This window comes from Pseudomonas sp. MNR3A (assembly GCF_009650575.1).
GTDB classification, from domain to species: Bacteria; Pseudomonadota; Gammaproteobacteria; order Pseudomonadales; family Pseudomonadaceae; genus Aquipseudomonas; species Aquipseudomonas machongensis.
This window is the reverse complement of the sequence record NZ_VZZS01000022.1, coordinates 1-25,779: the sequence shown is the minus strand read 5'-3', so window position 1 is coordinate 25,779 and position 25,779 is coordinate 1. Positions and strand designations below refer to the sequence as shown.

Below are 25,779 nucleotides of genomic sequence, written 5' to 3'. Positions count from 1 at the left end.
AAAAGCTTTTATGCACTCGGGGGAGGACACCATGTTCAGAGGAATCAGCATCACCATGAGGTTGGCGCTGGGGTTTGCATTGGTCGTTGGGTTGATGCTGGTCATCACCGCCATCGGCGTGCATCGGGTGGGCGGGATCGACGCGTTGCTCACCGAGGTCAGCAGCAACACCACGGTCAAGCAGCGCTATGCGATCAACCTGCGCGGCAGCGTGCATGACCGCGCCATCGCCATCCGCGATGCCGTGCTGACCCACGATGATGGCCAGCTTTCGGGCTTCCTCCAGGACATCAAGCGCCTGGACGACTTCTACCAGACCTCCGCCGTGCCGCTGGCCAAGATGCTCGGCGAGCCCAAGGCTGGTGCTGACGAGCAACGCCTGCAGCAGCAGATCCAGGGTATCGAGCGTACCGCCCAGGCCGCCACCGCGCAGTTGCTGGAGCTTCGCCACAAGGGCGATTTCGAGCAGGCTCAGGCGCTGTTGCTGGCCCAGGTCGCGCCGGCGTACAAGGAATGGCTGCGCAGTATCAACGCCTTCATCGACCTGCAGGAAAAGGATGTAGTGCGCGACATCGGCATCGTGCGTGACAGCGCTTCGGGCTTTGCCGGTTTGATGCTCTGGGCCGCGGCCCTGGCTGCGCTGCTCAGCGTCGCCGCCTCGCTGCTGATCATCCGCAGCATTCGCTCGACCCTGGGCGCCGAGCCCGAGGAAGTGGCGCAACTGCTGCGTGGCCTGGCCCGTGGCGAGATCGACCAGAGCGTACGCAGCCAGCATCCGGACAGCGTGATGGGCGCGCTGGGCACCACCAACCGTCACCTCACCGAGATCATCGCCCAGGTCAACCAGGTGGCGACCGACCTGGTCGCCTCGTCCAGCCGCATGAGCCAGGGCGCTGCCGCCAACCAGGGGCGCATGCAGCAGCAGAGCGACGATACTCAGCACATGGCCAGCGCCGTGTCGCAACTGGTGGCCGCGATCAACGAGATCGCCGGTTACGCCGCCGCGGCCGCACGGGCCTCCGAGGCAGCCGACCAGGAAGTGGATGCTGGCAAGACCGTAGTCGAAGGCACCGCCAGCTCCATGCACGAACTGGCTCAGGTGCTGGAGTCGGCCACCGAGGCGGTGTTGCAGGTCGCCTCTGACAGCCAGGCCATCGAGAGCATCATCGAGGTGATCAACTCCATCGCCGAGCGCACCAACCTGCTGGCGCTCAATGCCGCGATCGAAGCGGCGCGTGCCGGCGAGTTCGGCCGGGGCTTCGCGGTGGTCGCCGACGAGGTGCGCTCGCTGGCCAACCGCACCCAGGAGTCGACTCGCGAGATCCGCGGCATGATCGGCAAGCTGCAGGAGGGTGCCGGCAAGACTGCGCAGATCGTCGGCGACAGCCGCGAGCTGGCGCAGGGCACGGTGGAGCGTACCCAGGTCGCACAGCGTTCGCTGAACGAGATCCGTCGCGAGGTGGCAGCGATCAGCCAGATGAACAACCAGATCGCCGCGGCTTCGTCGCAGCAGGATGTGGCGGCGAGCATGCTCAGCCAGGACATCAATCGCATCCACGCCTCCTCGCGTGATGCCCACGCAGGTTCCACGCGCCTGGCCGGGGACAGCCAGGAGCTGCTGGAGCTGGCGGATGCGCTGGGCAGCCGGATGGGCTTCTTCAAGACTGCCGGGTAGTCCCTGCAGGCCCGGCCTCTTCGCGGGTAAACCCGCTCCTACAGGGATTGTGACCTCCTGTGGGAGCGGGTTTACCCGCGAAAAGGCCAACACAGCCCTAAACCCTGTTCGATAAAAAAGAACGCTCAACCACCCCTTCGATAAACCATACTGCGAAAAAACAACAGGTGTTTTTCCGCATGATGACCCTGCGCCAGATTCGCCACTTCATCGCCGTCGCCGAAACCGGCTCGATCTCCGCCGCCGCGCAGGCGGTGTTCATCTCCCAGTCGACCCTCACCCAGGCGATCCAGCAACTGGAAGACGAGATCGGCGTGACCCTGTTCACCCGCCATGCCAAGGGCATGAGCCTGACTCACCAGGGCCACCAGTTCCTGCGCCAGGCGCACCTGATCCTGGCCACCGTGGAAAACGCCAAGCGCAGCCTGCAGCAGAGCACCGACCAGGTCGATGGCCTGCTCACCATCGGCGTCACCAGCCTGGTCGCCGGCTATTACCTAGCCGACCTGATCACCCGCTTCCAGCACGCCTATCCCAACGTCCAAACCCGCGTGGTGGAGGACGAACGCCCCTACATCGAGCACCTGCTGGTGGCCGGCGAGATCGATGTCGGCGTGCTGATCCTGTCCAACCTCGAAGATCGCCACGCCCTGCAGACCGAAGTGCTCACCCACTCGCCACACCGCCTGTGGCTGCCGCCGCGCCATCCGTTGCTCGAGCGCGACAGCATCAGCCTGGCTGATGTCGCGGGCGAGCCGCTGATCCAGCTCAACGCCGATGAAATGGGCCTGCACACCCAGCGCATCTGGAGCCGTGCCGGGCTTACGCCCAAGGTCACCTTGCGCACCGCGTCGGTGGAAGCGGTGCGCAGCCTGGTGGCGGCGGGCCTCGGGCTGTCGATCCAGGCCGACATGACCTACCGCCCGTGGTCGCTGGAAGGCGACATCATCGAAGCCCGCCCGCTGGCCGACCTCAACGAGACCCTCGACGTGGGCCTGGCCTGGCGCCGAGGCACGGCGCGCACGCCGCTGGTGGACCCGTTCCTGACATTGGCCAGGGGGCAGGGCAGCCAGCGCAAGGTATCGATTTAACCGAACGAGACTTTCTATATTTAGAATTTGTGAAGCTGCCTGTCGGGCCCTAGTCTCGTTTCTAGTGGACGCGCCCGACCCACAGCGGAGGCGCCATGCACGACGACACGAAAAAAAGAAGAAGTCCGAAAATGCCCACCAGTCTTCCGCTGTACAGCGCGCAGTTGATCGATGGCCACCTGGTTGCCGGGGAAGGGCTGGTCGAGCCCATCGTCAACCCGGCGACCGGCGAGTTGCTGCTGAATGTCGGCGAAGCCTCCCTCGAACAACTTGAGCGCGCGGTACAGGCGGCCCAGCGCGCCTTTGCCGGCTGGTCGCGCACGACCCCTGCGCAACGCGCTGCCACCTTGCTCGCCATTGCCGACGCCATCGACGCCAATGCCGACCTGCTCGCCCGTCTCGAGGCGCTGAACTGCGGCAAGCCCTTGCAGCTGGCGCGCCAGGACGATATTCCCGCCACTGCCGATGTGTTCCGTTTCTTTGCCGGGGCCGTGCGCTGTCAGCAGGGTCAGCTCACTGGCGAGTACGTCGCCGGGCACACCAGCATGGTGCGCCGCGACCCGGTTGGCGTGGTGGCGTCGATCGCGCCGTGGAACTACCCACTGATGATGGCGGCGTGGAAGATCGCCCCAGCCCTGGCCGCAGGCAACACCCTGGTGTTCAAGCCGTCCGAACACACGCCGCTGTCGATTCTGGCCCTGGCGCCGCTGCTGGCCGATATCCTGCCGGCGGGCGTGCTGAACATCGTCTGCGGTGGTGGCGAGGCGGTCGGCAGCCATCTGGTCGGCCACCCCAAGGTGCGCATGGTGTCGCTGACCGGCGATATCGTCACCGGCCAGAAGATCCTCCAGGCCGCTTCGCGCACGCTCAAGCGCACCCACCTGGAACTCGGCGGCAAGGCCCCGGTGATCGTCTGCGACGATGCCGACCTGGAGGCCGTGGTGCAGGGCATTCGCACCCATGGTTACTACAACGCCGGGCAAGACTGCACCGCCGCCTGCCGCATCTACGCCCAGGCTGGCATCCACGACCGGCTGGTGGCCGCACTGGGCGACGCGGTGGGCAATATCCGCTTCGCCCGCAAGAAAGACGCCGACAACGAGATCGGCCCACTGATCAGCGCCCGCCAGCGCGACCGCGTGGCCAGCTTCGTCGAGCGCGCCCTGGGCCAGCCGCACATCGAGCGGGTGACCGGTGCCGCGGTGCATTCGGGCCCCGGCTTCTACTACCAGCCTACGCTGCTGGCCGGCTGCCGCCAGCAGGACGAGATCGTCCAGCGCGAGGTGTTCGGGCCGGTGGTCACCGTGACCCGCTTCGAACACCTGTCCCAGGCGCTGGACTGGGCCAACGACTCCGAATACGGCCTGGCCTCCTCGGTGTGGACGCAGAACCTCGACAAGGCCTTCCAGATCGCCAACCGCCTGCAATACGGCTGCACCTGGATCAACACCCATTTCATGCTGGCCAGCGAGATGCCCCATGGCGGGCTCAAGCGCTCCGGCTATGGCAAGGACCTGTCCAGCGACTCGCTGCAGGACTACAGCGTGGTGCGCCACATCATGGCGCGTCACGGCGAGCTGCTCGACTGACACAAGAATCCGCTGGCGCCGCCAGGGACGTTGTTCGCTTGATACTGCCCCGACAATAGAAAGAACAATTTGGGAGATGAACGATGTACAAGACAGCGTTGCTCAGCGGGCTCGCCACCGCGCTCCTGGCCAGTGGCAGCCTCCAGGCCGCCGAAGCCCTGAAGGAAGTCGGCAAGGGCGAGGGCCAGCTCGATATCGTCGCCTGGCCGGGTTATATCGAACGTGGCGAGTCGGACAAGGCCTATGACTGGGTCAGCAAGTTCGAGCAGGACACGGGTTGCAAGGTCAACGTCAAGACCGCTGCCACCTCCGACGAGATGGTCAGCCTGATGGCCAAGGGTGGCTACGACCTGGTCACCGCTTCGGGCGATGCCTCGCTGCGGTTGATCTATGGCAAGCGTGTACAGCCGATCGACCCGAAACTGATCCCCAACTGGAAGAACCTCGACCCGCGCCTGCACGACGCCCCCTGGTACACCGTCGATGGCAAGACCTACGGCACGCCCTACCAGTGGGGCCCGAACCTGCTGATGTACAACACCAAGGTGTTCCCCGCCGCACCGGATAGCTGGAAAGCCGTATTCGAGGCCGAGAACCTGCCCGATGGCAAGCCGAACAAGGGCCGTGTGCAGGCCTACGACGGCCCGATCTACATTGCTGACGCCGCGCTCTACCTCAAGGCGACCCAGCCGGCGCTGGGCATCAGCGACCCGTACCAACTCGATGAAAAGCAGTACGCCGCCGTGCTCGACCTGCTGCGCAAGCAGCACGCCTTGATCCACCGTTACTGGCACGACACCACGGTGCAGATGAGCGACTTCAAGAACGAAGGCGTCGCCGCGTCCAGTGCCTGGCCTTACCAGGCCAACGCGCTCAAGGCCGAGGGCCAGCCGATCGCCACGGTATTCCCGAAGGAGGGCGTCACCGGGTGGGCTGACACCACCATGCTGCATGTCGAGGCCAAGCATCCCAACTGCGCCTACAAGTGGATGGACTGGTCGCTGCAGGACAAGGTGCAGGGTGACGTGGCGGCCTGGTTCGGTTCGCTGCCAGCGGTGCCGCAGGGCTGCAAGGCCAGCGAATTGCTGGGCGCCGAGGGCTGCAAGACCAACGGCTTCGACCAGTTCGACAAGATCGCCTTCTGGAAGACCCCGCAGGCCGAGGGTGGCAAGTTCGTGCCCTATAGCCGCTGGACCCAGGACTACATCGCGATCATGGGCGGGCGCTAGGGCCGGTTGTTGTGTCCGGGAGCGGCCTTTGTGGGAGTGGCCTCTGTGGGAGCGGGCTTGCCCGCGAACACCGGCAAAGCCGGTGCCATTCACCGCAGTGTTCTTTTCGCGGGCAAGCCCGCTCCCACAGAGGCCACTCCCACAGAAGCCGCTCTCACAAATGCCACCTCCACAAAGGCCACTCCCGAAGGTCCGCCCCCGCTAACTTCCAGCCCCGGAGCCTCCACCATGCCCCCAGCCGTCCAGTTCACCCAGGTCTCCCGTCAGTTCGGCGAGGTGAAGGCCGTCGACCAGGTGTCGATCGACATCCAGGACGGCGAATTCTTTTCCATGCTCGGCCCCTCGGGCTCGGGCAAGACCACCTGCCTGCGCCTGATCGCAGGTTTCGAGCAGCCCAGCGCAGGCTCCATCCGCATCCATGGCTTCGAAGCCGCCGGTCTGCCGCCCTACCAGCGTGACGTCAACACGGTGTTCCAGGACTATGCGCTGTTCCCGCACATGAACGTGCTGGACAACGTCGCCTATGGCCTGAAGGTCAAGGGCGTGGCCCGCACCGAGCGCTTGCAGCGTGCCGAGCAGGCGCTGGAGATGGTCGCCCTCGGCGGCTATGGCACGCGCAAGCCGGTACAGCTTTCCGGCGGGCAACGCCAGCGCGTGGCCCTGGCCCGCGCGCTGGTCAACCGTCCGCGGGTGCTGCTGCTCGACGAGCCGCTGGGGGCGCTCGACCTCAAGCTGCGCGAGCAGATGCAGGGCGAACTCAAGCGCCTGCAACGCCAACTGGGCATTACCTTCATCTTCGTCACCCACGACCAGAGCGAAGCGCTGTCGATGTCCGACCGCGTCGCGGTATTCAACAAAGGGCGCATCGAGCAGGTCGACACCCCACGCAACCTGTACATGAAACCGGCCACCGCCTTTGTCGCCGAATTCGTCGGCACCTCCAACGTGCTGCGTGGCGAACTCGCCAGCCAACTGGTTGGTGATGCCCGGCCGTTCTCCATTCGCCCCGAGCACATTCGCTTCGCCTTGGGCGAACGGGGAGCCAGTGACGTGGAGGTCAGCGGCCTGCTGCACGATATCCAGTACCAGGGCGCCGCAACGCGCTATGAGATCCGCCTGGACAATGGCCAGCACCTGAGCCTGAGCCAGGCCAACAGCCAGTGGGGCGACGGCCCGGCCAGCCACCAGCCGGGCCAGCGCGTCACCGCCCGCTGGGCGCGCGAGGCCATGGTGGCGCTGAGCGAGGGCGTGTGAGATGAGCCTGACCCTCGATGCCACGGCGCCGGTAGTCCGCCACGGCGCCCTGCGCGGGCTGTCCAACCTGCTGTACCGCAAGCCGACGCTGTACCTGTCGCTGCTGCTGGTGCCGCCGCTGCTGTGGTTCGGCGCGATCTACCTGGGCTCGTTGCTGACGTTGTTGTGGCAGGGCTTCTACACCTTCGACGATTTCACCATGACGGTGACGCCGAGTCTGACCTGGGCCAACTTTGCCGCGCTGTTCACCCCGGCCAACTTCGACATCATCCAGCGCACTGTGCTGATGGCCGTGGCGGTGTCCATCGCCAGTGCTGCGCTGGCGTTTCCCATCGCCTACTACATGGCGCGCTATACCAGCGGCAAGACCAAGGCGTTCTTCTACATCGCGGTGATGCTGCCGATGTGGGCCAGCTACATCGTCAAGGCCTATGCCTGGACCCTGCTGCTGGCCAAGGGCGGGGTGGCCATGTGGTTCGTCCAGCACCTGGGCCTGGAGCCGTTGCTGAACCTGCTGCTGGGCGTGCCCGGTGTGGGCGGCAACACCTTGTCGACCTCGAACCTGGGGCGCTTCCTGGTGTTCGTCTACATCTGGCTGCCGTTCATGATCCTGCCGATCCAGGCCTCGCTGGAGCGCCTGCCGCCGTCGCTGCTGCAGGCCTCGGCCGACCTCGGGGCGCAACCGCGCCAGACCTTCATGCAGGTGATCCTGCCGCTGTCGGTGCCCGGCATCGCCGCGGGCTCGATCTTCACCTTCAGCCTCACCCTCGGCGACTTCATCGTGCCGTCGCTGGTCGGGCCGCCGGGCTACTTCATCGGCGGCATGGTCTACGCCCAGCAGGGCGCCATCGGCAATATGCCCATGGCTGCGGCCTTCACCCTGGTGCCGATCGTGCTGATCGCCGTCTACCTGTCCATCGTCAAACGCCTGGGGGCCTTCGATGCACTCTGAAAAAGCGTCCTGGGGCCTGAAGCTCGCGGCCTGGGGAGGGCTGGTGTTCCTGCACTTCCCGATCCTGATCATCTTCCTGTACGCCTTCAACACCGAAGAGGCCGCGTTCAGCTTTCCGCCGCAGGGCTTCACCCTGCACTGGTTCAGCGTCGCCTTCGCCCGCCAGGACGTGCTCGATGCCGTGACCCTGTCGGTGAAGATCGCTGCCCTGGCCACGCTGATCGCCATGGTGCTGGGCACGTTGGCCGCGGCTGCGTTGTACCGGCGTGATTTCTTCGGCAAGGAAAGCATCTCGCTGATGCTGATCCTGCCGATCGCCTTGCCCGGCATCATCACCGGCATCGCGCTGCTGTCGGCATTCAAGACCCTGGGCATCGAGCCCGGCTTCATGACCATCGTCGTCGGGCACGCGACCTTTTGCGTGGTGATCGTCTACAACAACGTCATCGCCCGCTTCAGGCGCACCTCGCACAGCCTGATCGAAGCCTCGATGGACCTGGGCGCCGACGGCTGGCAGACCTTCCGCTACGTGATCCTGCCCAACCTCGGCTCGGCGCTGCTGGCTGGCGGCATGCTGGCGTTCGCCCTGTCGTTCGACGAAATCATCGTCACCACCTTCACCGCCGGTCATGAACGCACCTTGCCGATCTGGCTGCTCAACCAGCTCGGTCGCCCGCGCGATGTGCCGGTGACCAATGTGGTGGCGATGCTGGTCATGCTGGTGACCATGCTGCCGATCCTGGGCGCCTACTACCTGACCAAAGGTGGCGAAGGCGTTGCCGGCAGCGGCAAGTGAACACGCGAACAAGAACCTGAGAAAAGGAGCGCTTCATGCAAACCAAACTGCTGATCAACGGCCAACTGGTCGCCGGTGAAGGCGAGTCGCTCGCCGTGCTCAACCCGGCGCTCGGCACCACCCTGGTGGAAATTGCCGAAGCCACGCCGGCCCAGGTCGACATCGCCGTGCGTGCAGCCGATGCGGCGTTCGAAGGCTGGTCCCAGACCGCCCCCAAGGATCGCTCGCTGCTGTTGCTCAAGCTGGCCGATGCCATCGATGCGCACGCCGAGGAACTGGCGCGGCTGGAGTCGAACAACTGTGGCAAACCCTACCAGGCTGCGCTGAACGACGAACTGCCGGCAGTGGCCGATGTGTTCCGCTTCTTCGCCGGCGCCAGCCGTGTGCTGCAGGGCTCGGCGGCGGGTGAGTACCTGCCGGGGCACACCTCGATGATCCGCCGCGACCCGGTGGGTGTGGTGGCGTCGATCGCGCCGTGGAACTACCCGTTGATGATGGCCGCCTGGAAGCTTGGCCCGGCCTTGGCGGCGGGCAATACCGTGGTGCTCAAGCCGTCCGAGCAGACGCCACTGACAGCCCTGCGCCTGGGCGAGTTGATCGCGGGCATCTTCCCGGCGGGTGTGGTCAACCTGGTGTTCGGCCGAGGCCCGAGCGTGGGCGAGCCGCTGACTACCCATCCCAAGGTGCGCATGGTCTCGCTGACAGGCTCCGTGGCGACCGGCAGCCGCATCATCGCCGGCACTGCCGATACCGTGAAGCGCATGCACATGGAGTTGGGCGGCAAGGCGCCGGTGATCATCTTCGACGATGCCGACATCGATGCCGCAGTCGAAGGTATCCGTGCGTTCGGCTTCTACAACGCCGGGCAGGACTGCACGGCGGCCTGCCGGTTGTATGTGCAGAAGGGTGTATACCAGGCCTTCGTCGACAAGCTCACGGCTGCGGTGGCGAGCATTCGTATTGGCGAGCAGAACGATCCCGAGACCGAGCTGGGGCCGCTGATTACCCAGCAGCACCTGGAGCGTGTCAGCGGTTTCGTCGAGCGGGCGCGGCAGGTGCCGCATATCCAGGTCACCACTGGCGGCAAGCGAGCCGACCGGGCGGGGTTCTTCTTCGAACCGACGGTATTGGCCGGCGCGCAGCAGGACGATGAAGTGGTGCGGCGCGAGATCTTCGGGCCGGTGGTGTCGGTGACCGAGTTCAGCGACGAGGCCCAGGCGCTGGAGTGGGCCAACGACTCGGACTATGGGCTGGCGTCGTCGGTGTGGACCCAGGACGTTGGTCGCGCACACCGCCTGGCGGCGCGCTTGCAGTATGGCTGCACCTGGGTGAACACCCATTTCATGCTGGTCAGCGAAATGCCCCATGGCGGGGTGAAGTTGTCCGGGTATGGCAAGGACATGTCGATGTATGGGCTGGAGGATTACACGGCCATTCGGCATGTGATGATCAAGCACTGATCGGCGTTGGGTTCATCGCTGTTCTCAAAGCCTGCGGTTTACTGTGGGTGTGGCAACGCGCCGTTGTCGAAAGCAGTGATGAACCTGTGGGAGCGGATTCACCCGCGAACCAGGGCGAAGCCCTGGCCGATACACCGTGGTGAATTCATCGCGGGGCAAGCCCGCTCCTACAGGGTGCGGGCTTGCCCCGCACCTCAGCCTCCCACCATCTCCTGCGGCCTGACGTACGCGTCGTACTCCTGCGCCGTCAACAGCCCCAGCGCCACCGCCGCCTCCTTGGGCGTCAGCCCCTCGTCCGCCGCCTTGCGGGTAATGCGCGCCACCTGGTCGTAACCCAGCACCGGGTTCAAGGCCGTGGCCAGCAGCAGCGAGCCTTCCACATTGCGCGCGAGCACCGCGTGATTCACCTCCAGCCCCGCCAGCAGCTTGTCGGTGAAGATCGTCACGCTCTCGGCCAGCACGCTGATCGACTGCAGCACGTTGTGGATGATCACCGGTTTGGCGACGTTCAACTCGAACAGGCTCGAGGCCCCGGCCACCGACACCGTGGTGTGGTTGCCCATCACCTGCATGCAGGCCTGGGCCAGGACCTCGGCGATGGTCGGATTGCGCTTGCCGGGCATGATCGAAGACGTCAGCCCATCATCAGGCACCACCAGCTCACCCAGCCCGCAGCGCGGACCGGAGCTGAGCAGCCGGATGTCATTGGCCAGCTTGGTCAACGACACTGCCAGCACGTTCAGCACCCCCGACACCTCGACGAACACATCGTGGGTGCCCATGCCCTCGAACTTGCACGGGTTGGCGGTGAAGCGGGTCTGGGTGATCAGCGACAGCTCTTCGCAAAAAGCCTCGGCAAAGCCTGGCGGCGTGTTGAGCCCGGTCCCTACCGCCGTGCCGCCCTGGGGCAGGCTGTCGAGCCGTGGCAGGCAGCCTTGCACGCGCTCGATGCCGTGGGCGATCTGCGCGGCGAAACTGGCGAAGGCCTGGCCCATGGTCATCGGTACCGCGTCCATCAGGTGGGTACGGCCGATCTTCAGCACGTCATGCCACTGTCGGGCCTTGGCCTGCAGCTCGGCGTGCAGGTGAGCAAGCGCCGGCAGCAGGTCGCGACCGAGGGCAACGCGGGTGGCCAGGTGCATCACCGTCGGGAAGGTGTCGTTGGACGACTGCGAAGCATTGACGTGATCGTTCGGGTGCACCGGCGCCTTGGTGCCCAGCGCCTGCCCTAGCAACTGGTTGGCACGGTTGGCGATCACCTCGTTGGCGTTCATGTTGGTCTGGGTGCCAGAGCCGGTCTGCCACAGTGTCAGCGGGAAATGGCGGTCGAAGTGGCCGTCGGCGAGTTCTTGCGCGGCCTGTTCGATCACCTCGGCCAGCCCTGCGTCCAGCGCGCCCAGGCGCCGGTTGGCACGGGCACTGGCCAGTTTCTGCTGGCCGAAAGCGTGCAACAGGACCGGCGGGAACTGCTCGCGGCCGGCACCGAACACGCCGATGGCGCGTTGGGTCTGGGCACCCCAGTACTTGTCTTCGGGGATCTGCACCGGGCCGAAGGCGTCGTGTTCGATACGAACGTTCTGCATGTCGTTCTCCATGGCTCAGAGTGGCGCCGCAGCGCTGCGCCCGAGCACTCGCTGGTACTCGCCCTGGGCCTGCTGCTCGGAGAATTCCCCCGACCATTTGGCGACCACCACGGTAGCGATGCTGTTGCCGATGGTGTTGCAGGTGGCGATGGCCATGGACATGAAGCGGTACACGCCGAACAGCAATGCCAGGCCCTCGACCGGCAGGTGGCCGATGGCGGTCACGGTGGCGGCGAACACCACGAAGCTGCCGCCGGACACTGCCGCCGCGCCCTTGGAGGTCACCAGCATGATGGCGATGATGCCCAGTTGCTGCTCCCAGCTCAGCGGCACGCCATAGGCGTTGGCGATGAACAGCACGCACAGCGACATGTAGATCGAGGTGCCATCGAGGTTGAAGGCATAGCCGGTGGGCAGCACCAGCCCCACGCTCTGCTTGGAGCAGCCGAACTTCTCGAGCTTCTGCAGCAGGCGCGGCAGGGCGCTTTCCGACGAGGCGGTGCCCAGCACGATGAACACTTCATCCTTGATGTAGGTGAGGAAGCGCCACAGGCTGAACCCGCTGATCCGGCACACCGCGCCCAGCACCACGAAGATGAAGAACAGCACCGCGACGTAGAACATCAGCACCAGGTTGGCCAGCGACATCAGCACCGCGGTGCCATTGCTGCCCACGGCGTAGGCGACCGAGCCGAAGGCGCCCAGCGGGGCGAGTTTCATGATCAGGTTGATGAACTCGAAGAAACACTCCGAGACGCGATTCAGCCCGTCCTCGACCACTGCCCGGCGCTCGGCCTTGAGGGCCAGCAGGGCGAAGCCGAACAGCACCGAGATCACCAGCACTTGCAGCAGTTGGCCACCGGCGAAGGCCCCGACGAAGTTGTCAGGAAAGATGCCGTAGATGAAGTCCAGGGTCGATTGCGGCGCGTGGCCCTTGGCAACGGCTGCCGCTGCGGCCGCCGAGGTGGCGCTGTTGGGGTGGGCATCGTGCATTCCCGAGCCGATGTCGATCAGGTTGCCCCAGCCAAGGCCGATGGCCAGGGCGAGGGTGGAGACCACCTCGAAGTAGATCAGCGCGCGGATGCCGACCTTGCCGACGCGGCGGATATCACCGGCCGAGGCGATGCCGTGGACCACGGTGAAGAACACCAGTGGCGCCACGGCGGTCTTGATCAGCTTGAGAAAGATGTCGCCGAGGATCTTGAACTTGGCCGCAAGCTCCGGGGCGATGAAGCCGAAGGCGATGCCGATCAGCATGGCAGCGACGACCTGGAAGGTCAGGTCGCGGTAGAACGGTTTTGCGGGTGCAGATGACATGGTCGAATTCTCATTGTTGTCGTTGTCGAGAAAACCCCGCGGGCCCGGGTGAGCCCGCGTCTTGCATCAACGTGGCACGCGGCCGGGGCGTTCCAGGGCGCGGTCGACCATCTGCGGTGCCAGGCCCAGGTAATTGGCCGGATCGGTCAGGCGCTCGAGTTCGGCACGCGGCAGGCGGGCGCTGACCTCGGCATCGCGCAGCAGCGCATCGAGCAGGCTGACGTTCTCGTCGTTGGCCACGCGGCAGGCGGCGTACACCACATCGTGGGCCACCTGGCGGCCCAGCTCCGGCGCGAGGCCCATCATTACCGCCTCGGCAACGATCAGGCCGCGGGTCATGTCGAGGTTCTGGCGCATGCGTTCGGTGCGCACTTCAAGGCCGGCAAGCATGAATTTCGCCTGGCCCAGCGAGGCGGCGGTGAGGGCGAACGCTTCGGGAATGGCGATCCACTCGGCCTGCCAAGGACCGGTGGAGCGTTCGAAGTCCTGGATCATCGCATCGAGCATCAGTCCGGCTTGCTGGCGTACACCCTTGGCGGCGGCGTACATCAGTTCGCAGGAGATCGGGTTGCGCTTCTGCGGCATGGTGCTGCTGGCGCCACGCCCTTTGACGAAGGGCTCGTAGGCCTCGCCCAGCTCGCTGGTCATCATCATCATCACGTCCAGCGCGACCTTGCCCAGCGAACCGGTGACCAACCCCAGGAAGTTAAGGGCCTCGGCCAGGCCATCGCGGGCCACGTGCCAGGTGGCCTGCGGCACGTTCAGGCCAAGCTCGGCCATCAGCGCCTCCTGCACTTCCAGGCCTTTGTCGCCGAGGGAGGCGAGGGTGCCTGCGGCGCCCGCGAACTGACCCACTTCAACCCGTGGACGCAGCTCGACCAGGCGTTCGGCATGGCGGTCGAACATGCTCAGCCAGACCGCGCACTTGTAGCCGAAGGTGATTGGCAAGGCATGCTGCAGGTGGGTGCGGCCGGCCATGGGGGTGTCGCGATAGCGCTGCGCGAGCTCGGCGAGCAATCCGCGCACGGCGAGGATATCGCGCTCGACGATGGCCAGCCCGGCGCGTACCTGCAGCACCACGGCGGTGTCCATGATGTCCTGGGTGGTGGCGCCCCAGTGCAGGTAGCGCCCGGCTTCGCCGCAGGTCTTCGACAGTTGTTCGACCAGAGGCAGGATCGGGTAGCCGACGATCTCGGTCTCGTGCTGCATCAGCGCCAGGTCGAGCGAGGCGTAGGTGGCCTTGGCGGCGATCTGCTCGGCAGCGGCGGCGGGGATCACGCCACAGCGCGCCTCGGCACGGGCCAGGGCGACCTCGACTTCGATGTAACGCTCGATCAGCGCCTGGTCGGAGAACACTCCGCGCATTTCGGCGGTGCCGAACATGTCGCGGAACAGGGAGGAGTCGAAGACGGTGGTGGACATGGCGGATCCTTTTTGTTCGGTATTTGTTCGTTTTTATTCGGACTTAATTAATACATCCGAACAAAATGGTCTGCCACATTTGATACACTGTCAAGCCTTCGCCTTCCGTGAACATGAGCCTTGAATGAGCACCCGCGGCCGCTACACCGATATCGCCAGAGACCTCACCGACAAGATTGCCCGGGGCGATCACCCGGTCGGCTCGCTGCTGCCCACCGAGCTTGAGCTGTGCGACCTGTATGGCGTGGGGCGGCACACCGTGCGTGCGGCGATCGATCAGTTGCAGGGTCAGGGGATGGTGTCGAGGCGACGGAAGGTCGGCACCCGGGTCGAGGCGGCAGCGCCGCGCAGCGGTTACTCACAAGCGATCGATTCGATCACCGACCTGGTTCAGGTGGCCGAATCGCATGTGCGGGAGATCCAGGGGGTGCGCCATTTCGTGGCGGACATCGCGCTGGCCAGACGACTTGGGCTGACGCCAGGGGGGCATTATTTCTGCGTGTCGAGCATCAAGGTCGAGAGTGGCGAGCATCGTTATCCGCTGTGCTGGACGGATGTATATGCCGAGCAGCGCTTCGCCGACGTGGTGGCCGAGGCCGAGGCCCATCCGGGCGAGCTGATCGCTGCCCTGATCGGCAAGGCGTTTGCCAAGAGCATCGAGGCGGTGGATCAGGAAGTGAGCCCGGTGCAGCTCACTGCGGAGCTCAGTGCGAGCCTGAAGGCGCCCAGCGGGGATCTGGGGCTGAACATCATTCGCCAGTACCGCGACCAGGATGGCGAGATCATCTCGGTGTCGGAGACGGTCTACCCGCGCGACCGTTTCAAGCTGGTGATGCACATGACCCGTGCGCAGCGGTGACAGTGTTGACCTTGTGGGAGCGGGGCTTGCCCGCGAACCAGGGCGAAGCCCTGGCCGTCCACCGCGGAGTCTGCTTCGCGGGCAAGCCCGCTCCCACAGGGCTGGCCTTTAGAGTTTGAATAACACAGTTGCCCCCACAAGGTACTGAGCGGCAGCAGAGGAGAACCTGCATACCGCCTTTAATCAGTTGCTCGGCCGCTGCTTGGTCGCATCCAGCTCGGCTTTCTTGCCTGTGGTCACTTCAGTGATCTTCGCCGACTTCTCGATCGCCAGGTCGAAGGTGTCCTGCATCTTGGCGATGGCGTCGGTCGGCGTGCCGGCCAGGCCGCCCTTGGCCGCCCAATCGAAGTTCCATACCCCGGACAGGTTGTCGGCGCCGGGTACGTCATGGGTTTCGATGGCAGTGAACACATCCGGGTGGCGCTGCATGTATTTCGCCGCATCCGACACATTGGCCGGCACGTTGCCTGACTTGTTGTCGGCCAGCTTGTCGAGTTCGTCCTTGGTGATGGCCGACTTGCCGGTCTGGCGCATGTAATCGGCGATCACCTGGCTCGACTTGGCGGTGTCCAGGCGGTTGTCGAAGGCTGAGCTCGAGGCTTTTGGAGTGTTGGACCCGCTACCAGCGGGGGTGATGGTAGACATTGGCGCTGCTCCCGAAACGGAAATGAAGGGGTCGTCTTGATGACGGCTCCGGACGGTAGCATGGGCAATTGGCTAGTATTGTGAGGCTTCACAACGATTCACAACAGCTCACAGCTTTCACAGCGCAGGCGATCACTCCATACCCGGCGGATGCCCGTGGTAGGCCTTGTAGGCGTTGCTGAAATTGGCCGGGTTGGCATAGCCCAGGCGATAGGCAATCTGTGCCACCTGCCATTTGCGTTGCAGCAACAACGTGCGGGCCAGCTCCATGCGCTGCTGGCGCAGGTACTGCAGCATCGACTGGCCGAACACCTTGGCGAAGGCGCGGCGCAGGGTGGTTTCGCCCACCCCTAGCTGTCGGGCCAGCGCCAGGCTGCCGGGCGGGTCGACCAGGTTCAGGTCGAGCAGGCGCCGCGCCTCGTGGGCCAGGTCGCGCTGGCCGCGAACCGTCGGCGCAGGCGCCAGCGGGCGGTTGCCGAGGTGCGTGGCCAGTTCCACCAGCACGGCCAGGCTCAGGCTTTCCTGGTGCAGGCGCTTGAGCGTGCCGTGGTAGGGCGAATGGTAGAGCTGCTGCAGCAGGCGACCCAGCGCCGGGCAGCGCTCGAAATCGGTGAATTTCATGCCGTCGTCGAGCAACCCGATCAAGGATTGCAGGTGCGGATCTTCCTCGGCCAGTTCGCGCAGGTAGTCGGCACCAACGCGCAGCCCGGCCATGCGCGCATGGCTGTCGGCGGGCAACTGGTCGAAGGCTTCCATGTGCTCGCTCAGGCCCAGCGCATAGGTTTTGCCGGTGAGGTAGTGGTTGAGCTGGCCGTCGACCCGGTGCTGCCATTGGCCGCTGAGCATGTGCACCAGGCACAGGCTGTCGGGCAACACCTTGTGGATGCGTAGCGGCTCGGGAAACTGCAGGTCGCAGTCGAAGTACTGCAGGTGCGCACGCACGGTGTGGGCGCGGTAATGACCGATCGCACTGCCCATGACGTGGCTGGCGGCGCTGTCGAGGACGCCCGCCTGGGCCAGCGAGCCTGGGCGGTCGAAGCTGAACTGCATGTCCAGGTAAGGGGTCCAGCGTTCCATCTGCCAAGCCTGTCCATAGGGTGTCGTGGCGGGTGGCGGAATGTTAACGCGAACACGCCTCGGACGTCAGCCATTGTGCGCAACGGCCTGTTTGTTGTGCGCAGCGGCCAGGCCGGTTGGCAGGCTGGCCCATGCCCCTTTCAATACAAGGCCCCAGAATTTCGAGGAGCAAGCAGTATGTCGATTCATCGCAGATGGGCGGCCGGCATGGTCGCAGCGCTGGCGCTTGTGGGCGCCATGGCCCAGGCCGAGGAGCGTCCATCGGTGGCCGAAAAGGTCGTGGCCTATGCCGGCGAGCAGGGCGTGAAGGTCTGGACCCTGCGTATCGGTGAGCGCAGCGCCAACGAGGCGCTGGTGCAGGTCGAGGGCGTCGACCACGACTGGAACATGCGCATCCAGAAGATGAAAGTCGAGAAGACCGACAAGCTGACCCGCTACTACACCACGGTCGACGGCCAGAAGTTCGCGGCACTGGTGATCCAGGGTTCGGACAGCTGGAGCGCCAGCGAACTGTACCTGCCGGGCGAAGCCCAGGCGCTGAAGATCGGCTACTCGCAGGCCCTTTCCGAACAGGGCAACGCCCAGGCGTTCCTGACCGATTACCTCAATGCCCGTACCGAGTAAGCCATGACCACGCCACAACACCCTGATCCCTCCCTTTCTCCCGATGAGTACGGCCAGTCCCGAGCGGCCCAGCGCGACCGCGTGATCGCCGAACTGCGTCTGATGATCGAGCGAGTTCCTGAGCAGACCGAATTCACCAACTCCCGACGCTACAAGCTGTGGGGCCCGATCATGTTGCTGGTATCGCTGGGCATGCTGGCGATGGCCATCAACATGGGGCGAACCGGGCTGACGGTATGCGCTGGCTTCCTGGTCGTGTTTTCCCTGCTCGTCACCTGGCAGCACCGGGACGCGGGCAAGCAGGTGTTCATGCGCCTGACCCGTCGTCAGCTGTTCGTCGATACGCTCGATGCGCCGATCGAAATGGCCGAGGTGCAGGACATCCTGGTCAAGGACGAAGGGCTGCTGACCCTGCAGAAACTCACGCTCGACTCTCACGCCCATCTGCCCACGCACCATGTGGCGAGGCTGCAGGTATTCGGCAACCAGGCCATGGCGTTGAACAAGCCCGAGCCGCATGTACGCATCCACTCTGCCGGGCTGATGACCGGTGGGCGCAAGCTGGACTGCGATGAAATCGCCGCGCTGCTGGGTGCCTACCGCGACGCCGCCTGTGCACAGCAGCAACTGGACGCCCTGCAGGTTCATGGCTGACACCGACCGGGAAACCTTGCTGGCCTGGCTCAGGGCTCATGCGGAGGAGTCCTGCAAGCCATGGGCGCTGCACGAATCGTCGCGTGGCAAGGCGCTGGCCTGTGCGTTGCTGGCGTTTTCGCTGGTGGTGGTCGGCGGCTGGCTGGCCAGTTTGCCTGCGCAGTGGCAGATGCAATCCGGGCACTGGTTGCTGTGGGGGCCTGGCGTGCTGCTGCTGGTTGCCGGCGTGGCTGGGCTGGCGCTCGCCGAGGGGCTGCGCCGCCGACATGGCAAGTGTGTGTTGAGTGTGGCTGACGACTCTGTGCTGTTCGCCAACTCGCACGCGCCGACGCCCTTGTACTGTTTCGATGGGTTCGAAATCTACCAGCGTCATCTGAGCATGACGCTGGTGTTTTCGCTGGCAGCCATCAGCCGAGCGCCGCAGCTCGCGCCGGCCTGCTTCAAGTCACTGGTGGCGCCGGATGCGTGGCCAGTGGCCGGTGGCTTGCGGGTGAAGTTGTGGGTGTGCACGCCGGTGGTGGACGGGCGGCGCGTCGATCTGCAGGCGCTGACCGACCGGCTGTATGTCTGCATGGAAGCAGCCCAGGCGCGGCGTACGCTGGGGCAGTTGGGGATGTGATCTTGAGGGAGCTTTGGGGGAAGAACTGTCTTGTTCAAGACCCCAACGCCTGCCCAATCCCTGTAGGAGCGGGCTTGCCCGCGAACACGGGCGTAGCCCGTGCCAGGCAGCGCGGTGTCCTTTTCGCGGGCAAGCCCGCTCCCACAAAAGCCCCCCGCAGCTGTGAAGGCAACTGTCTTGTTCAAAATCCAAGGGTCAGTCCAATCGCACAGGGTCACCCGCGAACACCGTCAGCGTCGGTGCCATCCGCTTGCGGCATCAAGGTCGCGATCAACGCCCGTACCGTCCCCGGCAATGCATCCAGCTCGCGCACCAGGATGCTGCGCTCACGCACTGCCCACGGCTCGTCCAGCTCAATGGTCACCAGGTTCATGGTGTGGCTGTGCCGCATCGCCGAAGACTCGGGGATGATCCCGATCCCCACGCCGGCCTCGACCATCCGGCAGATCGCCTCGAAGCTCGACATCTGGATCCGCAGTGCCAGGCTCTGGCCAATACGCTCGACGTGATCGCGCAGGAAGGTCAGCAAGGTGCTGCCGTCATGCAGGCCGATGTGCTGGTAGGCCAGGGTCTGCTTGAGCGTCACCTGCTTGCGGCCCGCCAACTCGTGCCCGGCCGGCACGATCAGCACCAGCCTGTCGGTACTGAAGCGCATCACCTGAAGCCCGGCCGCCTCCACGGGCCCGGCGATGATGCCCATGTCGCTGCTGCCATCGAGCACCCCGCGCACGATATCGCGTGACAGCCGCTCCTGCAGGTCGACCGTCACCCCCGGCCGCTGGGCGAGAAACCCGGCCAGCACTTCGGGCAGGAACTCGGTCACCGCAGTGGTGTTGGCGAAGATGCGGATGTGCCCGGCCGAATCGGTGCCGAACTGGGTGAACTCGGCCTTGAGGTACTCCACCTGACGCATGATCAGGCGCGCATGGGTCAGCAGTTTCTGACCGGCGGGCGTCAGCTCCACGCCACGGCTGTCGCGGTACAGCAGGCGGGTGTCGAGCTGCGCCTCGAGGGCCTTGATCCGCGCGCTGGCTGCGGCGGGGGAGAGAAACGCACGGCGCGCACCTTGGGTGAGGCTCGGCGATTCGCCGATGTGGATGAAGAGCCGCAAGTCAGCCAGGTCGAAGTGCATGGGGGAGTCCTGTCGTAGCAGAGGCGTTCGGCATTTATGAACGCTGGTTTACGCAAATGCAAATTCACAGAATGCCGGGCGCCTCGCATGATCGGCCCATAACAACAAATGCAGAGGCCCATGCTCATGACTGCTTCGACTTCGCCCACCGACTTCAGCGCCTGGATCGGCCGCACTGAAGAGGCCTGGGATGTGCTCAGCCGCAACCTGGTCAAGCGCATTGCCGCGACCTTCGGCGAGGCCGCGCCAGGCCATGGTGATGCGCTGCCGCATCTGTGGACCTGGTGCTTCTTCCAGGAGCCGCTGCCAGAGTCGCAACTGGGCAGCGACGGTCATCCTGCCCGTGGCGGCTTCCTGCCACCGGCCGACAACCGCAACCGCATGTGGGCTGGCGGGCGGGTCGAGTTCATCGCGCCGCTGAAAGTCGGCGGTGAAGCCCACCGCCTGTCGACCATCCTGCACATCGAGGAAAAGCACGGACGCACTGGCGCACTGCTGTTCGTCACCGTGCGCCACGATTACTCCCAGGACGGCCGCCTGTGCATCCGCGAGGAGCAGGACATCGTCTACCGCGAGCCCAACCCGCCCAAGCGCGGCAGCGGCACGCCGAGCGAGGTGGGTGAGTGGAGCGAAACCATCACCCCGACGCCGACGTTGCTGTTCCGCTACTCGGCCATCACCTTCAACGGCCACCGCATCCACTACGACCACCCCTACGTCACCGAGACCGAAGGCTACCCCGGCCTGGTGGTGCATGGCCCGATGATCGCCACCCTCAACCTGCGCGCCTTCGTGCGGGCCCACCCCGACAAGCCCGTGCGCCACTTCGCCTACCGCGGTGTGCGGCCGCTGACCCTGCCCGCAGCGTTCCAGGTCAGTGGCTGCATCGAAGCACCGGGCAAGGCGCGGCTGTGGGCCGGCAACGCCGACGGCACTGCACAGAGTGCCGAAGTGACCTTCGACTGACCTCCTCAAGCCTTCGCAGAGAGTCCACACATGCACAGCTACGACAGCGATGACCTCAATGCCATCCGCGAGGGCGTGCGCGCCCTGTGCGCCGAATTCCCCGCCGAATACTGGCGCCGGATCGATGAAGAAAAAGGTTTTCCGGAAGCCTTCGTCAAGGCCATGACCGATGCCGGCTGGCTGTCGGCGATGATCCCCGAAGAGTACGGCGGGTCGGGCCTGGGCCTGGCCGAGGCGTCGGTGATTCTCGAGGAGGTCAACCGCTGTGGCGGCAACTCCGGCACCATCCACGGGCAGATGTACAACATGTTCACCTTGCTGCGAAACGGTAGCGACGAGCAGAAGCGCTTCTACCTGCCCAAGCTTGCCAGTGGCGAGCTGCGCCTGCAGTCGATGGGCGTGACCGAGCCGACCACCGGCACCGACACCACCAAGATCAAGACCACTGCCGTGCGCCAGGGCGACAAGTACGTGATCAATGGGCAGAAAGTGTGGATCTCGCGCGTGCAGCATTCGGACCTGATGATCCTGCTGGCGCGCACCACGCCGCTGCCGGAGGTGAAGAAGAAATCCGAAGGCATGTCGATTTTCCTGGTCGACCTGCGTGAAGCGATCGGCAACGGCCTGACCGTGCAGCCGATCGCCAACATGGTCAAGCACGAGACCAACGAGCTGTTCTTCGACAACCTGGAAATCCCGGCCACCAGCCTGATTGGCGAGGAAGGCAAAGGCTTCCGCTACATCCTCGACGGCCTGAACGCCGAGCGCACGCTGATTGCCGCCGAGTGCATCGGCGATGGGCGCTGGTTCGTCGAAAAGGCCAGCCAGTACGCCCGCGACCGCGTGGTGTTCGGTCGCCCGATCGGGCAGAACCAGGGCGTGCAGTTCCCCATCGCCGAGGCCCATATCGAGATCGAGGCCGCCGACCTGATGCGCTGGCGCGCCTGCGCCGAATACGACAGCGGCGCCAACGCCGGGGCGGCGGCGAACATGGCCAAGTACCTGGCCGCCAAGGCCTCGTGGGAGGCGGCCAATGCCTGCCTGCAGACCCACGGCGGCTTCGGCTTTGCCAACGAATACGACGTCGAGCGCAAGTTCCGCGAGACCCGCCTGTACCAGGTGGCGCCGATCTCCACCAACCTGATTCTGTCGTACGTGGCCGAGCACCTGCTCGAGCTGCCGCGCAGCTTCTGAGGAGCCGACCATGCGTGATACCCAAGCCCTGGCCGGCTTCCTGGCCGACCTGCGCTACGAGGCCATCCCCAGCAGCGTGCTGGACCGCACCGAAGACCTGTTCCTCGACTGGCTCGGCTCGGCCCTGGCCAGCCAGGGATCGCACCCGATCCCGCTGTTCGAGCGTTACGCCGAGCGCATGGGGCCCTCGTCAGGCCGTGCGCGGGTGCTGACCAATGGCCGGCGCACCTCGGCCTATTTCGCCGCGCTGGTCAACGGCGCCGCCTCGCACCTGGTCGAGCAGGACGACCTGCACAACAGCTCCGTGCTGCACCCGGCCACCGTGGTGTTCTCCGCCGTGCTGGCGGCCGCGCAAGACCTGGGCAAGTCCGGCCAGGACCTGCTGCTGGCCTCGGTGGCTGGCTACGAAGCCGGCATTCGCATCGGCGAATTCCTTGGCCGTTCGCATTATCGGATCTTCCACACCACCGCCACCGTCGGCACCCTGGCTGCCGCTGTGGGCGTGGGCAAGCTGCTGGACTTCAATCAGGAGCAGTTCATCAACCTGCTCGGCAGCGCCGGCACCCAGGCCGCAGGGCTGTGGGAGTTTCTGCGCGACGCCGCCGATTCCAAGCAGCTGCACACTGCCAAGGCCGCCGCCGATGGCTTGCTTGCGGCCTACCTCACCGCCGATGGCCTGAGCGGTGCGCGCAACATTCTCGAAGGTGACCAGGGCATGGCTGCGGGCATGTCCACCGACGCCGACCCGGCGCGGCTGTCCGACCGGCTCGGTACGCGCTGGGCGCTGGCGGAAACCTCGTTCAAGTTCCACGCCTCGTGCCGCCATACCCACCCGGCAGCCGATGCGCTGCTGCACCTGATGCAGCGCGAGGGGCTGGGCCATGAGCAGATCGCTGAAGTCATCACCCGCGTGCACCAGGGCGCCATCGATGTGCTGGGGCGGGTGACCACGCCGAGCACCGTGCACCAGGCCAAGTTCTCCATGGGCACGGTGCTGGGTCTGATCGCCGTGCATGGCAGCGCGCAGTTGCTGGAGTTCCGCGACCTGGCGCTGACCGACCCGCGCATCGCCGCGTTCCGCGACAAGGTGCGCATGCAACTGGACCCCGAAGTGGACGGCGCCTACCCGGCGCGCTGGCTGGGCCGGGTCGAGGTGCGTTGCGTCGATGGCCGGCAGTTCAGCGCGGCCATCGACGAACCCAAGGGCGACCCCGGCAATACCCTGTCGCGCCCGGAGCTGGAGGCCAAGTTCCAGCGCCTGCTGGCCTATGCCGGGCAGCGCAGCGAGGCCGAGGGCCGTGCGCTGATCGAGCGCGTCTGGCAACTGCGTGACGCGCAGTCGCTGGCGGACCTGCATTGAACACCGAACAGGAATTTGCCATGACCCAATCCGCTCCCCGCCCGCTGGACGGCATCACCGTCGTCAGCCTGGAACATGCCATCGCCGCGCCGTTCTGCACCCGCCAACTCGCGGACCTGGGCGCGCGCGTGATCAAGATCGAGCGCCCCGGCAGCGGGGACTTCGCCCGTGGTTACGACCAGCGTGTCGATGGCCTGGCCTCGCACTTCGTCTGGACCAACCGCTCCAAGCAGAGCCTGACCCTGGACCTCAAGCAGGACGAGGCCGACGACATTCTCCTGGCGCTGCTGGCCAAGGCCGACGTGCTGGTGCAGAACCTCGCACCGGGTGCGGCGGCGCGCATGGGGTTGTCGTTCGATTCCCTGCACGCGCGTTTTCCTCGGCTGATCGTCTGTGATATTTCCGGCTACGGCGAAGGTGGCCCGTACGAGAAGAAGAAGGCCTACGACCTGCTGATCCAGAGCGAGGGCGGCTTTCTCTCGGTGACCGGCGGGCCGGGTGACGAGCAGATGGCCAAGGCCGGATGCTCGGTCGCCGATATCGCTGCCGGTATGTATGCCTACACCGGCGTGCTGTCGGCGCTGCTGCTGCGTGACAAGACCGGTATCGGCAGCCGCATCGACGTGTCGATGCTGGAGAGCCTGGTGGAATGGATGGGCTACCCGATGTACTACGCCTACAACGGCGCGCCACCACCACCACGGGCCGGCGCTTCGCACTCGACGATCTATCCGTACGGGCCGTTCCCCACCGGCGGTGGCGGCACGATCATGCTCGGTTTGCAGAACGAACGGGAATGGCAGCTGTTCTGTGAAAAGGTCCTGCTCGACCCGGCGCTGGCCAGCGATGCGCGTTTCTCCGCGAACTTCCGGCGCTCGGAGAACCGCGAGGTGCTGCGCCAGATCATCATCGACGGCTTCGCCGAACTGTCGCTGGATGAGGTGGTGGCACGTCTCGAAGACGCGCAGATCGCCAACGCCCGGGTCAACGACATGCAGGGCGTCTGGCAGCACCCGCAGCTCAAGGCCAGGGACTGCTGGCGCGAGGTCGACAGCCCGGCTGGCAAGCTGCCGTCGCTGCTGCCGCCAGGGCGCAACGCCGCCTTTACCCCGCGCATGGACCCGGTGCCGGGATTGGGGCAGCACAGCGCGGCGATCCTCGAGGAGCTGGGTTTTTCGGCCGACGACCAGGCCCGACTGGCGGCTGCTGGTGTCGTTTGATGACAAGGAGTGATTGCTGATGCCGCAAACCATCGTCCGTTCGGCGCTGTTCGTGCCGGGCAGCCGTCCCGAGCGTTTTGCCAAGGCCCTGGCTGCGGGCGCCGATGCCGTTATCGTCGATTTCGAGGATGCCGTCGAGGAGCCGCTCAAGCTTCAGGCGCGTGACAATCTCGCAGCCTTTCTTGCAGCCCATCCGCAGGCGCGGGTGTGGGTCAGGGTCAACGCCCCGGAGCATGCCGGGCATGCCGATGACCTGGCGTTCTGCGCGCAGCAGTCCGGTGTCAGCGCTGTGCTGCTGCCCAAGGTGGAAAATGCCGCCCAGGTCGCAGTAGCTGCGCGCACTGGCAAACCGGTGCTGCCGATCATCGAGACGGCCAAGGGCTTGCTGGCGCTGGAGCGCATTGCCGGTGCCGAGGGGGTCGAGCGTTTGTCGTTCGGCAGCCTGGACCTGGCGCTGGACCTGAACCTCAACACCGACAGCGCCTCGGCCCAGCGTTTTCTCGACCAGGCGCGCATGGCGGTGCAACTGCATTCACGCGGCGCCGACCTGGCGCCGCCGCTCGACGGCGTGTTCCCCGCCATTGGCGACCCGCAAGGGCAGCAGCGGGCCATGCGCCATGCCTATGACATGGGCTATGGCGGGGCGCTGTGCATTCATCCCAGCCAGGTGCCGTTGATTCATGGCGTGCTGGCGCCGAGCAGCGAAGAGCTGGCCTGGGCACGGCGGGTGGTGGACGCCAGTGTGGCGGCCAAGGGTGCCGGGGCGTTCCAGCTCGATGGGCAGATGATCGATGCGCCGGTGCTGTTGCGGGCGCAGCGGCTGTTGGCATTGGCCGAAAGCACCTAGGCCCTTCGGGGGCAAGCCGGCGCCATCCCCACCGATGCATTTGTGGGTGCAACTGTCTTGATCAAAATCTAAAGGCCAGCCCAATCCCTGTAGGAGCGGGCTTGCCCCGCGATCACCGGCAAAGCCGGTGCCCTACACCGCGGTGTCCTTTTCGCGGGCAAGCCCGCTCCCACAGGAGCTGGGCTGGTTTTAGACTTTGAGCAAGGCAGTGACA

Annotated in this window: 23 protein-coding genes and 1 pseudogene; 18 read left to right on the top strand and 6 right to left on the bottom strand. The window is 65.5% G+C overall.

Annotation, left to right across the window (positions count from 1 at the left end):
• Nucleotides 1-10 precede the first annotated feature (10 nt).
• The 9 genes and pseudogenes from F6X62_RS25680 to F6X62_RS16090 all read left to right on the top strand — a co-directional run.
• Nucleotides 11-547: pseudogene (locus F6X62_RS25680) on the top strand (MCP four helix bundle domain-containing protein); the annotation flags it as partial.
• Between the two features lie 66 nt (nucleotides 548-613).
• Nucleotides 614-1,675, top strand: a complete 1,062-nt coding sequence (locus F6X62_RS25675; protein ID WP_371926312.1) for a methyl-accepting chemotaxis protein — start codon at nucleotides 614-616, stop codon at nucleotides 1,673-1,675.
• Between the two features lie 179 nt (nucleotides 1,676-1,854).
• Nucleotides 1,855-2,766: a LysR family transcriptional regulator gene (locus tag F6X62_RS16120; protein ID WP_153774130.1), complete on the top strand. Its 912-nt coding sequence runs from the start codon at nucleotides 1,855-1,857 to the stop codon at nucleotides 2,764-2,766.
• A gap of 131 nt (nucleotides 2,767-2,897) precedes the next feature.
• Nucleotides 2,898-4,355, top strand: coding sequence for a gamma-aminobutyraldehyde dehydrogenase (locus F6X62_RS16115; protein WP_256674045.1), 1,458 nt, complete (start codon nucleotides 2,898-2,900; stop codon nucleotides 4,353-4,355).
• An 83-nt stretch (nucleotides 4,356-4,438) separates the two neighbouring features.
• On the top strand, nucleotides 4,439-5,584 hold the full coding sequence (ydcS, locus tag F6X62_RS16110; protein ID WP_054895268.1) for a putative ABC transporter substrate-binding protein YdcS: 1,146 nt from the start codon (nucleotides 4,439-4,441) through the stop codon (nucleotides 5,582-5,584).
• Between the two features lie 228 nt (nucleotides 5,585-5,812).
• Nucleotides 5,813-6,838: an ABC transporter ATP-binding protein gene (locus F6X62_RS16105; protein WP_153774128.1), complete on the top strand. Its 1,026-nt coding sequence runs from the start codon at nucleotides 5,813-5,815 to the stop codon at nucleotides 6,836-6,838.
• 1 nt (nucleotide 6,839) lies between these two features.
• Nucleotides 6,840-7,790: an ABC transporter permease gene (locus tag F6X62_RS16100; protein WP_054895266.1), complete on the top strand. Its 951-nt coding sequence runs from the start codon at nucleotides 6,840-6,842 to the stop codon at nucleotides 7,788-7,790.
• Nucleotides 7,780-8,586 carry an ABC transporter permease gene (locus tag F6X62_RS16095; protein ID WP_063546171.1) on the top strand — a complete coding sequence of 269 codons (807 nt, stop codon included), beginning with the start codon at nucleotides 7,780-7,782 and terminating at the stop codon, nucleotides 8,584-8,586. Before F6X62_RS16100 ends, F6X62_RS16095 begins: the two co-directional genes overlap by 11 nt.
• A 35-nt stretch (nucleotides 8,587-8,621) precedes the next feature.
• The gene (locus tag F6X62_RS16090; protein WP_153774127.1) at nucleotides 8,622-10,046 is read left to right on the top strand and encodes a gamma-aminobutyraldehyde dehydrogenase; all 1,425 of its coding nucleotides are present in this window, start codon (nucleotides 8,622-8,624) and stop codon (nucleotides 10,044-10,046) included.
• Nucleotides 10,047-10,240: 194 nt separating this feature from the next.
• On the opposite strand, the gene F6X62_RS16085 is transcribed toward F6X62_RS16090, so the two are convergent.
• The 3 genes from F6X62_RS16085 to F6X62_RS16075 form a co-directional block, all read right to left on the bottom strand.
• Entirely contained in the window at nucleotides 10,241-11,629 is a 1,389-nt protein-coding gene (locus F6X62_RS16085; protein WP_153774126.1) for a lyase family protein, read from the bottom strand.
• 15 nt (nucleotides 11,630-11,644) lie between these two features.
• Entirely contained in the window at nucleotides 11,645-12,946 is a 1,302-nt protein-coding gene (gene dctA, locus F6X62_RS16080; RefSeq protein WP_054895262.1) for a C4-dicarboxylate transporter DctA, read from the bottom strand.
• A gap of 66 nt (nucleotides 12,947-13,012) precedes the next feature.
• Nucleotides 13,013-14,368, bottom strand: a complete 1,356-nt coding sequence (locus F6X62_RS16075; protein WP_153774125.1) for an adenylosuccinate lyase family protein — start codon at nucleotides 14,366-14,368, stop codon at nucleotides 13,013-13,015.
• Nucleotides 14,369-14,492: 124 nt separating this feature from the next.
• Between F6X62_RS16075 and F6X62_RS16070 the strand changes: the two genes are divergently transcribed.
• The gene (locus F6X62_RS16070) at nucleotides 14,493-15,227 is read left to right on the top strand and encodes a GntR family transcriptional regulator (RefSeq protein ID WP_054895260.1); all 735 of its coding nucleotides are present in this window, start codon (nucleotides 14,493-14,495) and stop codon (nucleotides 15,225-15,227) included.
• Nucleotides 15,228-15,410: 183 nt separating this feature from the next.
• On the opposite strand, the gene F6X62_RS16065 is transcribed toward F6X62_RS16070, so the two are convergent.
• Both F6X62_RS16065 and F6X62_RS16060 read right to left on the bottom strand, forming a co-directional pair.
• Entirely contained in the window at nucleotides 15,411-15,872 is a 462-nt protein-coding gene (locus F6X62_RS16065; protein WP_054895259.1) for a hypothetical protein, read from the bottom strand.
• A 132-nt stretch (nucleotides 15,873-16,004) separates the two neighbouring features.
• A complete protein-coding gene (locus tag F6X62_RS16060; RefSeq protein WP_125931386.1) occupies nucleotides 16,005-16,949 on the bottom strand; it encodes an AraC family transcriptional regulator in 945 nt (314 codons plus the stop codon).
• A gap of 177 nt (nucleotides 16,950-17,126) precedes the next feature.
• Between F6X62_RS16060 and F6X62_RS16055 the strand changes: the two genes are divergently transcribed.
• From F6X62_RS16055 to F6X62_RS16045, 3 genes are read left to right on the top strand one after another with little or no spacing between them, the layout of a single operon-like run.
• Nucleotides 17,127-17,573 (top strand): hypothetical protein, encoded by a 447-nt coding sequence (locus F6X62_RS16055; protein WP_054895257.1) that lies wholly within the window; start codon nucleotides 17,127-17,129, stop codon nucleotides 17,571-17,573.
• Between the two features lie 3 nt (nucleotides 17,574-17,576).
• Complete coding sequence (locus F6X62_RS16050; protein ID WP_151925041.1) at nucleotides 17,577-18,227, top strand: hypothetical protein; 651 nt, start codon at nucleotides 17,577-17,579, stop codon at nucleotides 18,225-18,227.
• Nucleotides 18,220-18,846: a hypothetical protein gene (locus F6X62_RS16045; protein WP_178117557.1), complete on the top strand. Its 627-nt coding sequence runs from the start codon at nucleotides 18,220-18,222 to the stop codon at nucleotides 18,844-18,846. Before F6X62_RS16050 ends, F6X62_RS16045 begins: the two co-directional genes overlap by 8 nt.
• Before the next feature lie 214 nt (nucleotides 18,847-19,060).
• On the opposite strand, the gene F6X62_RS16040 is transcribed toward F6X62_RS16045, so the two are convergent.
• Nucleotides 19,061-19,978 (bottom strand): LysR family transcriptional regulator, encoded by a 918-nt coding sequence (locus F6X62_RS16040; RefSeq protein WP_125931388.1) that lies wholly within the window; start codon nucleotides 19,976-19,978, stop codon nucleotides 19,061-19,063.
• A 126-nt stretch (nucleotides 19,979-20,104) separates the two neighbouring features.
• On the opposite strand from F6X62_RS16040, the gene F6X62_RS16035 reads away from it, so the two are divergent.
• From F6X62_RS16035 to F6X62_RS16015, 5 genes are read left to right on the top strand one after another with little or no spacing between them, the layout of a single operon-like run.
• Entirely contained in the window at nucleotides 20,105-20,944 is an 840-nt protein-coding gene (locus F6X62_RS16035; RefSeq protein WP_054895271.1) for a MaoC family dehydratase N-terminal domain-containing protein, read from the top strand.
• A gap of 30 nt (nucleotides 20,945-20,974) precedes the next feature.
• Nucleotides 20,975-22,138: an acyl-CoA dehydrogenase family protein gene (locus F6X62_RS16030; RefSeq protein ID WP_153774123.1), complete on the top strand. Its 1,164-nt coding sequence runs from the start codon at nucleotides 20,975-20,977 to the stop codon at nucleotides 22,136-22,138.
• A 10-nt stretch (nucleotides 22,139-22,148) separates the two neighbouring features.
• Nucleotides 22,149-23,498, top strand: a complete 1,350-nt coding sequence (locus F6X62_RS16025; RefSeq protein WP_153774122.1) for an MmgE/PrpD family protein — start codon at nucleotides 22,149-22,151, stop codon at nucleotides 23,496-23,498.
• A 20-nt stretch (nucleotides 23,499-23,518) separates the two neighbouring features.
• The gene (locus tag F6X62_RS16020) at nucleotides 23,519-24,718 is read left to right on the top strand and encodes a CaiB/BaiF CoA-transferase family protein (protein WP_153774121.1); all 1,200 of its coding nucleotides are present in this window, start codon (nucleotides 23,519-23,521) and stop codon (nucleotides 24,716-24,718) included.
• A 19-nt stretch (nucleotides 24,719-24,737) separates the two neighbouring features.
• Complete coding sequence (locus tag F6X62_RS16015) at nucleotides 24,738-25,565, top strand: CoA ester lyase (RefSeq protein WP_153774120.1); 828 nt, start codon at nucleotides 24,738-24,740, stop codon at nucleotides 25,563-25,565.
• Nucleotides 25,566-25,779: the final 214 nt, after the last annotated feature.

Coding starts and splice junctions, on each gene's coding strand:
- F6X62_RS16035 (WP_054895271.1), top strand. CDS start 20,105: ATGACTGCTTCGACTTCGCCCACCGACTTCAGCGCCTGGATCGGCCGC.
- F6X62_RS16095 (WP_063546171.1), top strand. CDS start 7,780: ATGCACTCTGAAAAAGCGTCCTGGGGCCTGAAGCTCGCGGCCTGGGGA.
- dctA (WP_054895262.1), bottom strand. CDS start 12,946: ATGTCATCTGCACCCGCAAAACCGTTCTACCGCGACCTGACCTTCCAG.
- F6X62_RS16085 (WP_153774126.1), bottom strand. CDS start 11,629: ATGCAGAACGTTCGTATCGAACACGACGCCTTCGGCCCGGTGCAGATC.
- F6X62_RS16030 (WP_153774123.1), top strand. CDS start 20,975: ATGCACAGCTACGACAGCGATGACCTCAATGCCATCCGCGAGGGCGTG.
- F6X62_RS16090 (WP_153774127.1), top strand. CDS start 8,622: ATGCAAACCAAACTGCTGATCAACGGCCAACTGGTCGCCGGTGAAGGC.
- F6X62_RS16120 (WP_153774130.1), top strand. CDS start 1,855: ATGATGACCCTGCGCCAGATTCGCCACTTCATCGCCGTCGCCGAAACC.
- F6X62_RS16040 (WP_125931388.1), bottom strand. CDS start 19,978: ATGCACTTCGACCTGGCTGACTTGCGGCTCTTCATCCACATCGGCGAA.
- F6X62_RS16070 (WP_054895260.1), top strand. CDS start 14,493: ATGAGCACCCGCGGCCGCTACACCGATATCGCCAGAGACCTCACCGAC.
- F6X62_RS16100 (WP_054895266.1), top strand. CDS start 6,840: ATGAGCCTGACCCTCGATGCCACGGCGCCGGTAGTCCGCCACGGCGCC.
- ydcS (WP_054895268.1), top strand. CDS start 4,439: ATGTACAAGACAGCGTTGCTCAGCGGGCTCGCCACCGCGCTCCTGGCC.
- F6X62_RS16075 (WP_153774125.1), bottom strand. CDS start 14,368: ATGTCCACCACCGTCTTCGACTCCTCCCTGTTCCGCGACATGTTCGGC.
- F6X62_RS16015 (WP_153774120.1), top strand. CDS start 24,738: ATGCCGCAAACCATCGTCCGTTCGGCGCTGTTCGTGCCGGGCAGCCGT.
- F6X62_RS25675 (WP_371926312.1), top strand. CDS start 614: ATGCTCTGGGCCGCGGCCCTGGCTGCGCTGCTCAGCGTCGCCGCCTCG.
- F6X62_RS16020 (WP_153774121.1), top strand. CDS start 23,519: ATGACCCAATCCGCTCCCCGCCCGCTGGACGGCATCACCGTCGTCAGC.
- F6X62_RS16060 (WP_125931386.1), bottom strand. CDS start 16,949: ATGGAACGCTGGACCCCTTACCTGGACATGCAGTTCAGCTTCGACCGC.
- F6X62_RS16105 (WP_153774128.1), top strand. CDS start 5,813: ATGCCCCCAGCCGTCCAGTTCACCCAGGTCTCCCGTCAGTTCGGCGAG.
- F6X62_RS16065 (WP_054895259.1), bottom strand. CDS start 15,872: ATGTCTACCATCACCCCCGCTGGTAGCGGGTCCAACACTCCAAAAGCC.
- F6X62_RS16025 (WP_153774122.1), top strand. CDS start 22,149: ATGCGTGATACCCAAGCCCTGGCCGGCTTCCTGGCCGACCTGCGCTAC.
- F6X62_RS16055 (WP_054895257.1), top strand. CDS start 17,127: ATGTCGATTCATCGCAGATGGGCGGCCGGCATGGTCGCAGCGCTGGCG.
- F6X62_RS16045 (WP_178117557.1), top strand. CDS start 18,220: ATGGCTGACACCGACCGGGAAACCTTGCTGGCCTGGCTCAGGGCTCAT.
- F6X62_RS16050 (WP_151925041.1), top strand. CDS start 17,577: ATGACCACGCCACAACACCCTGATCCCTCCCTTTCTCCCGATGAGTAC.
- F6X62_RS16115 (WP_256674045.1), top strand. CDS start 2,898: ATGCCCACCAGTCTTCCGCTGTACAGCGCGCAGTTGATCGATGGCCAC.